Annotated in this window: 17 protein-coding genes; 11 read left to right on the forward strand and 6 right to left on the reverse strand. The window is 53.5% G+C overall.

What is annotated here, in order from left to right; genetic code table 11:
- Window positions 1–27 precede the first annotated feature (27 nt).
- The 6 genes from ACFCTO_RS01700 to ACFCTO_RS01725 all read left to right on the forward strand — a co-directional run bounded on the left by ACFCTO_RS01700 (window position 28) and on the right by ACFCTO_RS01725 (window position 3,867).
- Window positions 28–633, forward strand: coding sequence for a methyltransferase family protein (locus tag ACFCTO_RS01700; RefSeq protein WP_499876265.1), 606 nt, complete (start codon window positions 28–30; stop codon window positions 631–633).
- Window positions 634–778: 145 nt separating this feature from the next.
- A complete protein-coding gene (gene mscL, locus ACFCTO_RS01705) occupies window positions 779–1,231 on the forward strand; it encodes a large conductance mechanosensitive channel protein MscL (RefSeq protein WP_294024074.1) in 453 nt (150 codons plus the stop codon).
- A gap of 211 nt (window positions 1,232–1,442) precedes the next feature.
- Window positions 1,443–1,871 (forward strand): MarR family winged helix-turn-helix transcriptional regulator, encoded by a 429-nt coding sequence (locus ACFCTO_RS01710; RefSeq protein WP_499876266.1) that lies wholly within the window; start codon window positions 1,443–1,445, stop codon window positions 1,869–1,871.
- Between the two features lie 2 nt (window positions 1,872–1,873).
- Entirely contained in the window at window positions 1,874–2,581 is a 708-nt protein-coding gene (locus tag ACFCTO_RS01715) for a YczE/YyaS/YitT family protein (protein WP_499876345.1), read from the forward strand.
- Window positions 2,582–2,737: 156 nt separating this feature from the next.
- Window positions 2,738–3,436: a hypothetical protein gene (locus ACFCTO_RS01720; RefSeq protein ID WP_499876267.1), complete on the forward strand. Its 699-nt coding sequence runs from the start codon at window positions 2,738–2,740 to the stop codon at window positions 3,434–3,436.
- Entirely contained in the window at window positions 3,433–3,867 is a 435-nt protein-coding gene (locus ACFCTO_RS01725) for a universal stress protein (RefSeq protein WP_499876268.1), read from the forward strand. The genes ACFCTO_RS01720 and ACFCTO_RS01725 overlap by 4 nt, the downstream gene beginning before the upstream one ends.
- A gap of 100 nt (window positions 3,868–3,967) precedes the next feature.
- Here the strand turns inward: ACFCTO_RS01725 and ACFCTO_RS01730 are convergent, their stop codons facing one another.
- Window positions 3,968–4,717, reverse strand: a complete 750-nt coding sequence (locus ACFCTO_RS01730) for an MmcQ/YjbR family DNA-binding protein (RefSeq protein WP_499876269.1) — start codon at window positions 4,715–4,717, stop codon at window positions 3,968–3,970.
- A 741-nt stretch (window positions 4,718–5,458) separates the two neighbouring features.
- Here ACFCTO_RS01730 and ACFCTO_RS01735 point away from each other — a divergent pair.
- Complete coding sequence (locus ACFCTO_RS01735; protein ID WP_499876270.1) at window positions 5,459–6,268, forward strand: aldo/keto reductase; 810 nt, start codon at window positions 5,459–5,461, stop codon at window positions 6,266–6,268.
- 13 nt (window positions 6,269–6,281) lie between these two features.
- On the opposite strand, the gene ACFCTO_RS01740 is transcribed toward ACFCTO_RS01735, so the two are convergent.
- The 4 genes from ACFCTO_RS01740 to ACFCTO_RS01755 all read right to left on the reverse strand — a co-directional run bounded on the left by ACFCTO_RS01740 (window position 6,282) and on the right by ACFCTO_RS01755 (window position 10,118).
- A complete protein-coding gene (locus ACFCTO_RS01740; protein WP_499876271.1) occupies window positions 6,282–8,228 on the reverse strand; it encodes an oxidoreductase in 1,947 nt (648 codons plus the stop codon).
- Between the two features lie 113 nt (window positions 8,229–8,341).
- The gene (locus ACFCTO_RS01745; RefSeq protein ID WP_499876272.1) at window positions 8,342–9,211 is read right to left on the reverse strand and encodes a LysR family transcriptional regulator; all 870 of its coding nucleotides are present in this window, start codon (window positions 9,209–9,211) and stop codon (window positions 8,342–8,344) included.
- A gap of 11 nt (window positions 9,212–9,222) precedes the next feature.
- Complete coding sequence (locus tag ACFCTO_RS01750; RefSeq protein ID WP_499876273.1) at window positions 9,223–9,576, reverse strand: NAD(P)-dependent oxidoreductase; 354 nt, start codon at window positions 9,574–9,576, stop codon at window positions 9,223–9,225.
- Window positions 9,573–10,118 (reverse strand): NAD(P)-dependent oxidoreductase, encoded by a 546-nt coding sequence (locus ACFCTO_RS01755; RefSeq protein WP_499876274.1) that lies wholly within the window; start codon window positions 10,116–10,118, stop codon window positions 9,573–9,575. Before ACFCTO_RS01755 ends, ACFCTO_RS01750 begins: the two co-directional genes overlap by 4 nt.
- Window positions 10,119–10,192: 74 nt before the next feature.
- Here ACFCTO_RS01755 and ACFCTO_RS01760 point away from each other — a divergent pair, with 74 nt between their 5' ends.
- The 3 genes from ACFCTO_RS01760 to bcmE all read left to right on the forward strand — a co-directional run bounded on the left by ACFCTO_RS01760 (window position 10,193) and on the right by bcmE (window position 13,071).
- Window positions 10,193–10,432 (forward strand): hypothetical protein, encoded by a 240-nt coding sequence (locus ACFCTO_RS01760; protein WP_499876275.1) that lies wholly within the window; start codon window positions 10,193–10,195, stop codon window positions 10,430–10,432.
- A gap of 202 nt (window positions 10,433–10,634) precedes the next feature.
- A complete protein-coding gene (locus ACFCTO_RS01765) occupies window positions 10,635–11,315 on the forward strand; it encodes a TerC family protein (RefSeq protein WP_294024056.1) in 681 nt (226 codons plus the stop codon).
- Between the two features lie 571 nt (window positions 11,316–11,886).
- The gene (gene bcmE / locus ACFCTO_RS01770) at window positions 11,887–13,071 is read left to right on the forward strand and encodes a thiamine pyridinylase (RefSeq protein ID WP_499876276.1); all 1,185 of its coding nucleotides are present in this window, start codon (window positions 11,887–11,889) and stop codon (window positions 13,069–13,071) included.
- A gap of 64 nt (window positions 13,072–13,135) precedes the next feature.
- Here bcmE and ACFCTO_RS01775 read toward each other — a convergent pair whose 3' ends face one another.
- Window positions 13,136–13,747, reverse strand: coding sequence for a LysE/ArgO family amino acid transporter (locus ACFCTO_RS01775; protein WP_499876277.1), 612 nt, complete (start codon window positions 13,745–13,747; stop codon window positions 13,136–13,138).
- A 131-nt stretch (window positions 13,748–13,878) separates the two neighbouring features.
- Between ACFCTO_RS01775 and pdxR the strand changes: the two genes are divergently transcribed.
- The gene (gene pdxR, locus ACFCTO_RS01780) at window positions 13,879–15,351 is read left to right on the forward strand and encodes a MocR-like pyridoxine biosynthesis transcription factor PdxR (protein WP_499876278.1); all 1,473 of its coding nucleotides are present in this window, start codon (window positions 13,879–13,881) and stop codon (window positions 15,349–15,351) included.
- Window positions 15,352–15,398: the final 47 nt, after the last annotated feature.

Genomic DNA, 15,398 nt, shown 5'->3' on the forward strand with positions numbered 1-15,398 from the left:
TCAATTAGGACAAGAGGAGGAGTCACCATGTATTTCCTGGACCATTACCGCACCCGTATTTCCCAAGTCATTGGGCTTCTGTTTTTATTTTTATTCATGTTCTCGCAAAAGGAATTGGATGTCACGGCCCTGTATGTCTCGGGCATCTTATTCCTCGTGGGCTGCCTCTGCGTCGGCGCCGCCATGGCAGGCCGCATGTGGTGCGCTCAGTACATTGCCGGCTATAAGAATGACGTCCTGGTCCGCGAAGGACCGTATTCGGTCTGCCGGAATCCGCTGTATTTCTTCAGCTTCCTCGGCGGCATCGGCGTCGGTCTGTGCATGGAATCGCTGACCCTGACGGCGCTGCTGGTCCTCCTCTTTGCCGTCATGTACATCCCGGTCATCTATACGGAAGAAGTCCGGCTGCATCGCATCTTCGGGGAACCGTATACTGCCTACATCCGGGAAGTACCCCGTTTCTTCCCGAAATGGTCGCTCTACCATGAACCGCAGGAATATACAGTTAAACCGAAAGTCTTCCGCCATGCTGCCGGCGACGTCCTCTGGTTCGTCCTGGCCGTCGGCATCCTGGAATGTATCGAAGCCATACAGGAATCGGGCTTTTTGCCGCAGCTCCTGTCGCTTTATTAAATAAATATAACAAAAATAAAAAATCATTGTCAGCTTGCCCTTTTTCCGCTATGATGAATAGGGACTCGCACGACAGTTTCTGCCATCATGCGAGTCCCTATTTTTTTATAATTTATTTTTTACACCACAGATAGGAGTGGAAAACATGGGCATCATCAAGGAATTCAAAGAATTTGCCATGCGGGGGAACGTGCTGGACATGGCAGTCGGTGTCGTCGTCGGCGGAGCTTTTGGGAAAATCGTCACGTCACTGGTCAACAACATTATTATGCCCCCATTTGGGGTTCTCCTCGGCGGGATTGATTTTTCGGACTTCTTCATCCCTTTGAGCACAGAACACGTCGAGTCCCTGGCCGAAGCGAAAGCAGCCGGGATCCCTGTCATTGCTTACGGTTCCTTTCTTAACACGGTCATTGAGTTCCTGATCATCGCCTTTGCCATTTTCATGGTCCTCAAACAGCTGAACCGCTTCCTGCCCAAACCGGAACCGGCTCCGGAACCGCGGCTCTGCCCGTTCTGCCGCCAGCCCATCGCGGACGATGCAACCCGCTGCCCGCACTGCACCAGCGAATTGCCTGCTGCCGAAACGGCTCATTGATTGCAGACCGATGTTAGTTTGCAGTTTGTAGGGGCTCGCACGTGGCGAGCCCGTCTCAGAATATGGAGGATTTTTCTAGAAAAGTGGTTGGTAAATCGTACATATCCTGGAGTGGGCGCCCCTTGTAAGGGGCGCCCTGTTGACTTTTCTCCTTCTTGCGATATAATAAGGAATGTAGTTGGAATTAAAACTAATTAAAAGGGGAATCGCCATGGACGAAGAAGCGTTGCATATTTTACTGTTGTTAGGGTTCCACCGGTCGAACCGGGAAATCGGCCGCCGCATCAAGCGGGAAGGGCTCATGCCCGGTCAGCCTAAGATACTGGAATATCTGTGGTTCCATGACGGCGCCAGTCAGAAGGATATCAGCCGCGAGTGCATCATCGACAAGTCGACGGTGACCAGCCTGCTGAAGCGCATGGAAAAGCTGGACCTCATCCGAAAGGAAACGCGGCCCGAAGATCAGCGGGGCGTGGCCATCTTCCTGACGGAAAAGGGCTGGGAAAAGGCCAAGCGGATCCGCCAGGTCATTTATGGCATCGACGATGAAATGTGGCAGGGTATCGAGCCGGAAGCACGCCAGCAGTTCATGGCGACGTTTCATCGCATTATGGAGAATGAAAAGAAGTGGGGCGATTGAGTATGCGGCGTATGCATCATTTGAAAATACGGGTCAGTGTCTTTCTTTGCAGTATCTTGATGACAGCCTTCGGCATCGACTTGATTACTGTCGCCAGCCTGGGGACGTCGCCCATTTCCAGCGTGCCCCTCGTCGTCAGCCTCTATACGCCGTGGACCTTCGGCCAGCTGACCTTTGTCCTCAACATGGCCTTCATCGTCTTGCAGATTGCCCTGCTGCGCCGCCAGTTCCGGCCCGTAGAGCTGCTGCAGATTGCCATTAACTTCGTCTTCAGCGCAGCCATCGACTTTTTCATGCACGCCATGGCAGGATTACAGGGACTGAACTGGCCTTTTGCCGCAGCTCTCTTAGTGGCCGGCTGTGCGATCCTGGCCTTCGGCATCTGCATCGAAGTGGCGTCGCAGGTCCTGATGGTGCCTGGCGACGGGGCCGTCAAGGCCATTGCCCAGACGGGGAAATGGCGGATGGGCTCGACGAAAGTCGCCTTCGATTCGACCATGGTCACCATTGCCGTCATCTTGTCAACCCTTTACGGCGGCCTGGGGACCCTGACTGGCCTTGGCGTCGGCACGCTGGTGTCGGCCATGCTCGTCGGGCGCTTCGTCAATTTCTTCAATCGCCGCGTCTTTTTCATCGAACGCCTGGCCCGGCTGTCCTTGGATGATGAAACCAAGGCGGCCGGAGCTTTGTCCAAAGAAGTCCAGTCCTGATTCAGGGACTGGACTTTATTCTTTTTCGGGTATATAATTATAATTAACAAGCTAATCAATGTGTTCGGATACGGTTACGCTATAATAGAACGTAACCTCTTGATTCACCTATATAGTTAGTTAGCTAATTATAATAGAGAGAAAGGAATGATTACCATGAAGGGACAAACAGTGCATCTGCCAAAGCGGGCATGGCGCCTGGGCCTATTTTTCATCGGCATCTTCCTGGCAGGCGGTGTCCTGCTTATGTATATTCCGGCATGGGCATGCCCTATGAAAAGGTCGCTATGCTGGTCGCTGTCGTCTGCGCCGTCCTGTTCACGGTCCTGCTTGGGAATAACTTCATCGAAGAAGCGCCGGTGGCCGTCCGTCCTGTCCCGTCTCGTCCCATACTGCGCCTGCCTGATGATGGCCCTGACCGTCGGCATGGTCATCCTCCACTATCTGAACGATATGGCCTTTGCCGGCAGTGTCTGGCTCTTTTTCCTGACCCAGTGTTTCTATATCCCGGCCGTCGGCGTCATGAGCCTGCTCTTTGGCTGGAACGCGGCCAATCCCGGCGTCGCCGCCAGCCGCATGATCTTATTCATCCCTATGGGCTTCATCCTCGGCGGGGCGACGAGCCCGCTCATGGAACAGAGCCTGTGGGTCCGCTATTTCGCTCATTTTTTCCCGCTGACCTGGGAATATGAATTTACCCGCGACATTACCCTGCGCGGCGCCGGTTTCTGGGATATCGCTCCGGAATTCGGCGGCTTTCTCATTTATTTCGCCTGCCTCATCATCGTCTTCTGCCTCGTCTTCTATGGGACCCGGCAGAAAGAACTGGCACGGCAGAAGGAGGAACATGCATGATGGAAGAATTTCAGCACATCCTGGTCCCTGTCGACGGTTCGGAACCGTCTGTCAGAGCCTTAGAAAAGGCCGTATACCTGGCCGAAAAATGCGGCAGTCAGGTGACACTGCTGACCGTCGTCGATATGAATAAGGAAATCAACTCTTTTGAACAAGTCAGTACCGGCGGCTACGTCCCGGGAGAATTGAAGGAAAAAGGCTATCAGATCCTGCTCAAGCTGATGCCCCGCATCCCCAAAGAAATCCACATCCAGGCCGTCGTCCAAATCGGCGACCCGGCCAAGAACATCGTCCAGTACAGCGAAGACTACCCGACGGACCTGATCATCATCGGCAACCGCGGTTTGTCGGGATTAAAGAAAATCCTCCTGGGCAGCGTCAGCAACTATGTCCTCCTGCGCAGTCAGGTTCCGATTTTGATTATGAAGTAATAACTACAAACTTAAAACGCAAAAAGCGGAGCTGTCACATAAAGCAACATTTGCTTGGTGTAATGGCTCCGCTATGTTTGTCTGCTGATTGAATTTATCCTTAGTGGATTGTTAATTGATAGCTAGTGTTGATGAAATCCATGATGCTTTCATCCGATAAGGTATCATCCAGCACTACCGAAATCCATGTCTTGTGGTTCATGTGATAAGCTGGATAGATGCCGGGGATTTGTCGGAGCTCGTCGCCCTTGGCCGGCGGGATTTTTACATTTATAATATCGGTCAGGGCCGTATTCCCATCCTTGTCTAATACATCTCTTTTTACATTCATGATGAGAGCAAACCATTTTCGATTGGAAGCATGGCGGAAGGTTCCGTAAGACTGATAATGAGCAGAACCTTCCCATGGGAAATCCGGCTTGACTTGAAAGTTGTCTAAAATGGCTTGGGTCAGCCGATTGGCTTGTTGTGAGGCGAACAGGATATCTCTGCAACAGGAAGCGGCAATGTCCTTGAGCAGGGACATGTAAGCAGCCCGGACCGTATGGATATAGGCGCCGGCAGCTTGTTCCTGGCGAAGCTGGTAGTATTCATCCTGGGTCATCGAGTCAATGACGTTACCCGTAACCGCTCCTTTTGAGGTAACGGAGATAGTCGTTTTGAAATCTCCGTCAAGCAATGGTTTTTCAAGAATATAGGTGTTCCTGATTTTCTGGAATCCATAGGCGAGCATCTGGCTTTCTATCCATCGTTTACGGGCAAAGACAAGTTCTTCCATCTCCTTGATGTCAAAGCCTGAGTTTTCACTGATGGCCTTTACATGATTCTTATAGTCTTCCCAAGTTTTCATTGATTTCCCTCCTCATATTCCTGGTTAAACGCTAACATAAATGCTGTCAAATGACAAGAGGGGTAAAAAATTATAAACAGCAAACTTAATACTCAGAAGCGGCTTTGCCGCAATAGATTCTGGGAATCAGGCGCAGGAGCGCCCATGTGAAGGGGAGTTTTTTACGTTTAGCTAGAAAAGGAAAATAGAAAAATGAAATAGAACAAAAAAAGAAAACTGCCGCCGAAGCTAAAATGGCTTAAGGAGACAGCCCTCTTTTATTTACATTTAACTATGCATGCTGTTCTTTTGATAAATCAATCGGTCGAATCCGTAAATTTCTAAGGTTGTTTTCCCTGCATACAGTTCTTGAAGGATTTGTTGTTCCCGGTTATATGTCCGTTGTTTCAGATGCCATTCGTAATAATTCGGATCTCGTCTTCTACACGCTGAAAACGCCACCACCGCCACGAATCTGTTATGAAATCACGAATCGATTTGCCAGTGAACCTCGTCGTAAGGGAATCCGCATTATCGATGAGGAGCTCAATGATTTCATCAATCAAAATCCGAGTATTTGCCGGTTTGAAACGTGGATGCTTAATAATGGCTCCTTATAGAAGCTCAAACTTCTGAGTACCTCGTTAACGGCCGCCTGCCGGATAAGACCTGGTACCTCATGAAGAATGAAATCCGGATGCTCGAAAATCTTTAGTAAGTGGGAGAGGTTCAATGAATTTGTAGGATGAATGGAGGAGTAGCATGCACAAGCACATCATTTTGAATAATGGTCTGACTATGCCGGCTGTTGGTTTTGGTACGTGGATGCTGAAAGGAGAAGCAGGGAAGCAGGCTATCCGGGAGGCCTTATCCGTCGGCTACCGTCTCATCGATACGGCCCACATGTACGATAACGAAGCCATCGTCGGCCAGGCCGTGGCCGAAAGCGGCCTTCGCCGGGAGGATGTCTTCATTACGACGAAACTGTGCCAGACCCGGGCCGGTTATGAGCTGGCCTGGCAGGGCATCGAAGAATCGCTGGACCGATTGCAGACCGACTATATCGACTTGCTGCTCATCCATGAGCCTTACAACGAGGCATTGGATATGTATCGGGCCTTGACTGAAGCTTACCGCCAGGGCGTGGTCCGGGCCATTGGCATTTCTAATTTCAATGTCCGGGAATATCTTGATTTTATCGGAAGCTGTTATATTATCCCCATGGTCAACCAAGTCGAGTGCCACGTCTATTACAGACGAAAAGAGCTCCAGCAGGCACTTGTAACACAGGGGACACAAATGCAGGCATGGAGCCCTTTTACAGAAGGGAAAAAGCCCATATTCCAGGAGCCCATTTTACAGGCTGTCGGCGAGAAATACGGCAAGACGGCCGCACAGATTGCCTTGCAGTACCTGGTTCAGCAGGGCATCGGCGTCATCCCGAAATCGTCCCATCGGGAGCGGATGGTGGAGAATCTCGATATTTTCGACGTCACCCTGACGCCGGACGACATGGCTCGGATTCAGCAGTTAGAGACGGGGCAAACCCTGTTTGGCTGGTATGAGGACTGACCAGGATCAGATATCAGATATCGAGGGCAGCCCAGTAACCCCAATAGACGGCGTTGGTGATGGTAGATACTTTGGCCGCATCGCCGATGACGCGGACGAAAGGCGCACTGTCCCGCAGGGCTTCTACGACGTCGGTACGGGACCGCTGGCCTAAGGCACAGATGACCGTATCGCCAGGGACGAGGACGCGCTGGCCCTGCGGGTCCTGGCAGAGGACGCCTTCTGGCGTGACTTCGAGGCCCTTATACTGCGTATGGACGTGGACGTACTTTTCGATTTGAGCCAGGAGCAGGGGGCGGTGGCGGACATTGGCATCCGGTGCCAGGGCCGGGCGCATTTCGATGAGTTCCACTTCTTTGCCTTCCTGGCCGAGGTGGATGGCACATTCGCAGCCTGCCAGGCCGCCGCCGAAGACGATGACGTGATTCCCGACTTTGGCTTTTTCTTTATAGTATTGGTTCACGATGATGACGTTGTCGCCGTCCAAGCCTTTGATCGGCGGGACGAGGGGACGTGACCCTGCGGCGATGATCAGGGCCTGCGGCTTTTCTTTGGCAGCGTATGCCGGCGTTACTTCCGTATTCAGGCGGATTTCGACACCGGCCTGGCGGGCCAGGCGTTCATAAGTTTTTCCCAATTCATACATTTCCCGTTTGAAAGGGATGGCCTGTTCGCTTTTCAGGATGCCGCCGACTTCGCTTTCTTTTTCACAGAGGATGACGTGATGACCGCGGCGGGCTGCCGTATAGGCTGCATACAATCCACCAGGGCCGGCGCCGGCGACGAGGACTTTCTTTTTGACCGGTGCCGGCTGGATTTCCGTCCCGTCCAGTTCCCGGCCGATGAGGGGATTGACGGTGCAGCGGCGCGTGGCAGTCGCCGCCCGTTCAGCCATACAGGTGAAACAGCGCAGGCAGTGGACGATGTCGGCATCCCGGCCTTCCATAATTTTCTGCGGCGTTTCAGGATCGGCCAGCAGCTGCCGGGCCATGTAGACGATGTCGGCTTTCCCCGAAGCGATGATGTCTTCCATCATGGCCGGGTCGGTCAGGCCGCCGATAGTCGCTACGGGCTTGCTGACGTGCTTCTTGATTTCCGCAGCTAAATAGACGTTGCGCCCGTGGGCTTCAAACATCGAAGGGTGAGTGATGCCAAAGGTTTTCTGATACGTACCGGCCGATACATGGATGATATCGGCGTAGGCTTCGATGGCCTGGGCAATCTGGATGCCTTCTTCCAGGTCGTAGCCGCCTTCAGTGAATTCGGCGCCGCTCATGCGGAATTCGATGGGGAAAAAGGGGCCGACAGCGGCGCGGATCGATTGCAGGACTTCGATGGCGAAACGGACGCGGTTTTCCAGGGAGCCGCCGTATCGGTCGCTGCGGTGGTTGAACAAGGGCGAGAGGAACTGGTTGATGAGCCAGCCGTGGCCGCCGTGGATCATGACCATTCCAAAACCGGCACGTTTGGCCAGGCCCGCAGCGTGACCATAGGCTTTCACGATATCGTCGATCAGTTCCTGGGTCAGGGCTTTGACCGGGACGCCATCAGGGCGCATCCCTTCACTGGGACCCCACTGGCAGAGCCCGTGCTGACGGCTTTTGTCGGTCATATAGGTCCCGGCGAATTGGCCCGAATGGGATAATTCCAGCGAGGGGATGGCGCCGTGGCGGCGGATGGCATCGGCCGTGTACGTCGCTGCGGCCAGGGAATTGAGAATCGATTCGTCCAGATGGTAAGCGTGAGAGCCGTCGGTCTGGGGATGGACCATCAATTCGGAAACCGTGACGGCAGCGGCACCGCCTTTGGCGCGCAATTCGTAAAAGGCCGTCGATTTCGGACCGATACAGCCGTCATTGGTAATGTCCGTACCACACATGGGAGCCGAAAAGATACGGTTGCGGAAGGTCGTGCGGCCAATGGTGATGGGACTGGATACGTGCGGGAATTTTCGAGTCATGAGGAACCTCCTGTAATCAGCATGATAGTGTCTCTGCATTTCTCCTCTACAGTATCATAAAAAAAGAGCTGTCGTCCATCAAAGGAACGGCAGCAGGTGTCAACGATTTGTTGCTATGGTTGCAGATGCGAGGTCAGGGCCGCGATGATTTCCTGGAATAAGGAATCATCGCGCTTTTCTTTTTTACAGACAAAGAAGATGCGCCACGGCGTCCCTTCCGTGATGGGGACGTAACGAAGCGGCGACGGGGCGGCATGGATGTTCACGTTGATACCGATGCCGACGCGTTCCTGACAGAAGTGATAGATGAGGCGGCTCTCCATGGTCTTGACGACGAACTGCGGCGTAAAGCCGAAATCGGCACAGCGCCTGACGATGCTATGGAATAAGGAGAAATGCTCGTTCAGGCCGATGAGGGGCTGCCCTTTCAGGTCTTCAATAGTGATGGACAGCCGGTCATAAAAAGGATGGCCCTCATAGACGACGGCTTCGATGCCAGTGCGATAGATTTCCTGCTGGAAAAAGGCATCTGACCGGATCGGGCCGATACAGAAGCCGCAGGACAAGCTGTCTTCGGCAATGAGCTGGACAATCTTTTCATTGAAATCCTCGACCCATTCCAGGGACTTGTCCGGATGGCGGGCCATGACGCCTTTCAAGACATGGATGGAGAGGATATTCAGGACGCCGCAGGAGAAGCCGATATGCAGGCCTGCTTTTTTCCGCTTCAACGCCTGCATCCCCAGCTGCAGGTCCAGGAGCTGGCGGGTCAGTTCCTGCGTGTGCTCGTAAAAATACCGGCCTTCCGGCGTCGCTTCCATGCCCTTGCGGCTGCGGATAAAAAGGGCCGTCTGCATTTCTCCTTCTAAAGCACTGATGACCCGGCTCACGCCCTGCGGCGTCATGCACAGGTCCTTGGCCGCCTGGTGTATGCTCTCTTTTTCAAAGACCCGCTGAAAGCAGCGGATGGCATGACTGTCCATGGGGCAGCTCCTTATTGGTGGTCATACCACTGGAACAAGGCCTGGGTCCCGCAGTTTTCCATGCCTTGGTCGGCCAGCTGGTCGTAGAGTTTTTTGGCTAAGCGCAGTCCTGGCAGGTCCAGTCCCATTTCTTCTGCCGATTCGATGGCGATGTGCATGTCTTTGAGGAAGTGCTTGATGTAAAAACCTGGTTTCGTATCGCCTTGCAGCATGCGCGGTGCCAGATTTGCCAGGGACCAGGAGCCGGCGGCTCCGGCGGAAAGGGTGGCGATGACTTTTTCCGGGTCGAGGCCGCTTTTTTTCGCGTAGGCCATGGCTTCGCAGACACCCATCATGTTCGAGGCGATGGCGATTTGGTTGCTCATCTTGGCATACTGGCCGCTGCCGGCCGGTTGGCATACTGGCCGCTGCCGGCCGGGCCGAAATAGGTCAGGGTCTGGCCCATAGCCGAGAAAATAGGCTTCATGGCTTCAAAGGCCGCTTCTTCGCCGCCGGCCATGATGGCCAGTGTCCCTTGACGAGCACCGATGTCGCCACCGGAAACGGGCGCATCCAAGGCTTCGATGCCCTGTTTTTTGGCCTGGGCGTAGATGCGCTTGGCCAGGGAGGGACTGGACGTGGTCATGTCGATGACGAAACCGCCCTGTTTGCCGTGAAATATGCCTTGGTCACCGAAATAGACGGCTTCCACGTCTTGGGGATAACCGACCATGGTAATGACGATGTCCGATTGGGCGGCTAATTCTGCCTGCGAATCGAACCAGCGGCCGCCTTCCTGGATGAGCTTTTCGGCCTTGGCCTTCGTTCGCGTGTTGATGTTGACGGGATAGCCGGCTTTCTGTAAATTCCGGATCATGCCGCTGCCCATGACACCGGTCCCGATGAATCCGATACGTTGTATATTCATGATGATGCCTCCTCTTTGTTTTCTTCCATTATATCATGGTATAATGGAGAAAACGACTTTTTAATCCGACGTCCATGGGCCTGCCAGGTCAATTTACGCATCCCGATTTCCTGGCGGCGAAAGCGCGTATCCTCCAGGCCTGCCAGCAGGTGAAGAAGCCTTGCTATATCTTTACGACGAAGGCGGAAGAAGCGGCAGCCTGCCTGGACGACGGCTATGCCGGTGTCGCTCATGAACTTGATTTCGACATCCTCATCGAGGCCTATCGCCATGTCGTAACCGATATTCGTTCTTTTCAAGGAAAAAGATATTGACAAAGAACGAATTGCCTGTTATACTTAGCCTACAATCGAATCGCGAAGGGGAGTAACCTCTCGTCAGTTGTCATCAACATCGTGCCGGCATTGACCGGCTGGTGGCAGCGTTGCTATCGCAATGGGTGAGACTTTCGCATGATACCAGTTTTGCTGATACCATGCGGAAGTCTCTTTTGTTTTTCAGAGAAAGAGGTATATTATGGAAATCTTATCGATGCAATTTTTCATGGCTTTAGGCTCTATCATTTTACTGGATATCCTCCTCGGCGGCGATAATGCCGTCGTCATCGCCATGGCGGCCAATAAGCTGCCGGCCAATCTGCGCCGCAAAGCCATCCTCATCGGGACCGGCGGTGCTGTCGTCATCCGTCTGGTCATGACTCTCATCGCCGTCTGGCTGTTGACGATTCCCTTTTTACAGGCCTTAGGCGGCCTCATCCTGCTGCCCATTGCTGTGAAATTGCTCATTCCGGAAGAACACGATGAGAACGTGACGGCTTCAGACAGCCTCATGGGAGCCATCAAGACCATCATTATTGCCGACGCAGCCATGGGCGTCGACAACGTCCTGGCCATCGCCGGGGCTTCGCACGGCAGCTTTCTCCTCGTCGCCTGCGGCTTCCTCATCAGCATCCCCATCATCGTCGGCGGCAGTACGGTTATCGGCAAGCTCATGGACCGCTTCCCGGTCATCCTCTATGCCGGCGCCGGGTTGCTGGGCTGGACAGCCGGTTCCATGATTGGCCACGATAAAATCTTGGGGACCCTGATGCAGCAAATGGCCGGTGCCTGGGCACCCATGACCCTTCAGGCCGTACTAGCTGGCGGCGTCATCGCCATCGGCCTGTGGATGAGCCGGAAACGAGCTATGCAGTATTGAACCTCTCCTACTTGTAGAAGTAGGAGATTCTTGAGAAGGTTGCTGTTTAAGTTTCCTCCTGGAATCAGGATAGCCTTATTCTCAAAGGGCTGTCCAAAAGCCCCTTACACAGTTCCTCAAAATCGAAGTTCTGCTTACTTTGATAGATACATTTTGCACTTCTTTTCTACCCGTCGCGATTCGCCTATGGCGTCGTGCTGCGGCAAGGGGGAGTGCTCCTCCGAAAACGGCTCAAAGGCCGTTGATTGAAAATACTTTTTTGTTCACGCAGAAGTCTAACTGCTACTGATATTATATCACAGAATCGCCATTCATCTCCAACCTAAGAGGAAGGAGTCTTCTGACGAAACTGCGATAAAAAGGCACTGTCGTATGAAGACAGTGCTTTTTTAGCAGTCAGCGGTTAGCAGTTAGCGAATGGTTTTAAATTTAAAAGATTTCTCTGTAAACTACAAACTCTGTGATACTAACTATAAAGTAAAAGTGACTACGCATGATGACATATGCTACAATGTAAATTAGCTGGCAGGGCTTTGCCTGCTGGCTAATTTATGTTGAAGGGGATAAGCATATGAGACAACGATTATTTCGTATCATTTTAAGCCTGGCCTTTTCCATGATGACTGTGGTGACAGGGATGGCCAGTGAACCGGGACAGGGAACGGAGACAGACAAAAAGGTGCTGACTGTAGGATTGTTCCGCTATGTTCCTGATATTAAGGCCTTTGAAACGGCTTTGACTGCGCAATGGAAGAATATTGACCCCGATGTGACATTGCGTTTCGTCGATTGGGATTGCTATTTTGAAGAACCGAAAAGTGATGTTTTTGTCTTCGATGGCCTTTATGCGCCGCAATATATAGAAAAAGGGCTGCTTTATCCCTTAGGAGAAACCATTCCAGCCCGCTCTGCCTATCCAGACTGGACGTTAGAACAGGGGTACTCTCAGGGGACGTATTACGGCATCCCGCAGATGGTCTGCATGGATACGCTGTTTTACCACAAAGAGGATCATGCCGTATCCCGTGTCCAGACGATGCAACAGCTTTATGAAGCCATCGGTCCACGGAAGACCCAGGCATTACTTCCCGGACGGGACGAAGGTGTCATCGCTGATTTCAGCTTAAATAATGAAATGAAGTACTATAATATTCTTCAGGACCATACAGGAAAGGTCGTTCCGGTACAGGCCATGGGAGACGTTCAAGCGGATGCCATGCAGTATTTGAAAGAATTGTACGCGATGACGGGCACCGCAACGGGCCGTTATGACGATGGCAATGAATTTACGCGGGCTGAATGGTTTGCTCAGGGCCATGGCCGGGCGTTGTATGCCTATCCGGAAGCGATGAGCGCCATCGTCCGCTTCGGACAGGGGGATGATACAGACGTCAAGGCCATTTCCAGCTGTGAACATCCCGATGTAGCGACGGCCTATGTTGATTACGTCAGCATCTCTTCCCAGATTCCAGTGAATAAGGTAGAACCGGCTCAAAAATTAGTGGCCTTATTGACTTCTAAGCCTTTCATGATGGCAGCCCTGAAACCGGCTTCGAAAGAAGGTGTACCGCAGTATCTCTTAGCGGCTCGTCGGGACGTCATGCAGGAATTGGCTGCGTCGGACCCGAATTATCAGAAGTTGTACCGGCATTTATATCGTGCTAAATCGTGGCATGTCATGACGGGAACAAAAGATTTTGCCGCATGGGCAGCTAAAGTCGGGCCCGTTATCGAAAAAGGGTTGAAAAATCAGTAAAGTTTGGTAATCAAGGTATGGCTCATACCGATGCAGAAATCCTCCGTATCATGGAGAATCCGTCTCAGATTTGAAAGAACTGCACGAAGGTATAGCCTAAATGGAGGCCGTACAGCATGAGGACCGTGCCGCAGAGGACGTTGATGGCGCGCAGGATGCGGGGGGGCATGGCGTGGCGGAAGGCGGCGACGCAGCCCGTGAGCGAGAGGAACCACAGGCCCGATGCCAGGAGGACGCCGGTCAGGAAGGTCGTGGCTTCGGCGGCAGGCAGGGTGATGCGGAAGGCGCCGAGGAGCATCGTGCCGTCTAAAATGGCCTGAGGATTCATCCAGGTGACGATACAGGCTTTGGAAACGGTCTGGCCCAGAGAGGCCGGCTGACCTTTAAGGGCCAGCGCATCCGGGACCTGGCGGATCATGCCATAGGCCATGTAGAGGATGAGCAGCGTACCTGCGCCCAGGATGACCGCTTTGAGCCAGGGAAGATGATCCAGCAGGCTGCCGATGCCGTAAAAACAGCTCAGCGACAGACTGATGTCGAAGAACAAGACGATGAGTGCTGTCACGACGGCGCGGCGCAGGGAATGGGATAACGCCGAATGGATGACGAAGAGATTCTGCATGCCAATGGGAGCGACGTAAGCCAGTCCCATGGTCAGTCCTTGGAAAAAGAACATAAAAAAAGCCTCCTTCTTTTCCAACCAAAGAAAGTTGGTTCGTGTGGTATAATCACAGTATAACAGAGCTATGCCGGATTCCAACCCGCCAAAGCGATGTGAATTATACCAACCAAAAAGGAGACGATGTGATGAAGCGGCATATTCCCGTACAAATCGAATGGCATCCCGACCCGGCGCAGGCCGTGCCCGTATACCGGCAAATCCTCGAATGGATGTATGGAAAAATGGAAAGCGGTGAATGGCCGGCCGGGACGCGCCTGCCGTCTCAGCGCGAGATGGCCCGGCATTTCCATGTGAACCGGAGTACTCTGAACCAGGCTCTGAAGCCGCTATTGGAAGCGGGCGTACTCCAGGGCCGGGGCAGCCAGGGGACGGTCGTAGCCAGTACGGCCTGGTCCCTGCGCCTGCCGGTTCAGCCGGATTGGAACCATTACATGACGGCTGGCTATTTCCGGGCCAATCAGGAAGTCGTCCAGGCCATCAATACCCTGGAGTTCGATGACCGTCTGGTCCGTCTCGGTACGGGCGAACTGGATCCCAGGCTGTTCCCGCAGGATGCCTTCCGCCAGACGATGCGGGACGTGGCCGACAATATTACGTCTTTGGGCTATGTCGAGCCGTTAGGAATGCCCACCCTGCGTCAGGCCCTGGCAGACTATGCCCGGAAGCGGGGGCTGATCGTGGCGCCGTCGTCCATCTTGATTACGTCTGGCGCCCTGCAGGGACTCCAGCTCATATCGGCTGGCCTTCTTCGCGGCGGGGCGACGGTTTACGTTGAAGACCCGACGTATGTCAAGTCGCTCCAGGTCTTTCAGTCTGCCCATCTTCGCCTCTGCGGCCTGCCCATGGACGACCAGGGCCTGTCTCTGGAAGCCCTGGAAAAGCACTTGCGCCAGTCTTCAGATAGGGGGAACAGTGTCCTCTATACCATCCCGACGAACCACAATCCGACAGGCCGGACCCTAAGCCGTCGGCGCCGCATCCAGCTTCTGGAATTATGCAACCGCTATGATCTGCCCATCATTGAAGATGGGGCGTATGAAGAACTGACCTTTGACGGAACGCCGCCGCCATCTCTGAAAAGCCTGGACCCTGGCGGCCGGGTCCTCTATCTGGGAAGTGTTTCCAAATCTTTGGCGCCAGGGCTGCGCATCGGCTGGATGATTGCGCCGGAACCGGTCGTACAGCGCCTGGGCGACGTCAAGATGCAGATCGACTATGGCGCCAGCTCCCTGTCTCAACAGGTATTGGCCCGGTTCTTGACCAGCGGCCGTTATGAACAGTATCTGGATGGGCTGCGCTGTGAATTGCAGCGGCGCTGCCAGGCAGCCTGTCAGTCCTTGTCCGAAGTCTTTGCGGACATGGCAGACTGGCAGGTGCCGCAGGGCGGTTTCTATATTTGGCTTACCTTCCGCAGCAGACTTCCCATGGAACTGCTCTTCCGCAAAGCCGTATCGGCTGGCGTCCTCATCAATCCCGGCGATATCTATTCCAGCCGCCACACCCAGTCTCTGCGCCTGTCCTATGCCTATACGACGCCGGAAGAATTCCGCCGGGCTGTCAGTCAGCTGGCTGTGGTTGTCCGTTCGCTGGAAGGATGAAAGATACCGTGAAGCCTTCAGCCTTGCAGTTTCAGCAAAAAATTCGT

This window comes from Megasphaera indica (assembly GCF_046614755.1).
Taxonomy (GTDB): Bacteria; Bacillota; Negativicutes; order Veillonellales; family Megasphaeraceae; genus Megasphaera; species Megasphaera intestinihominis.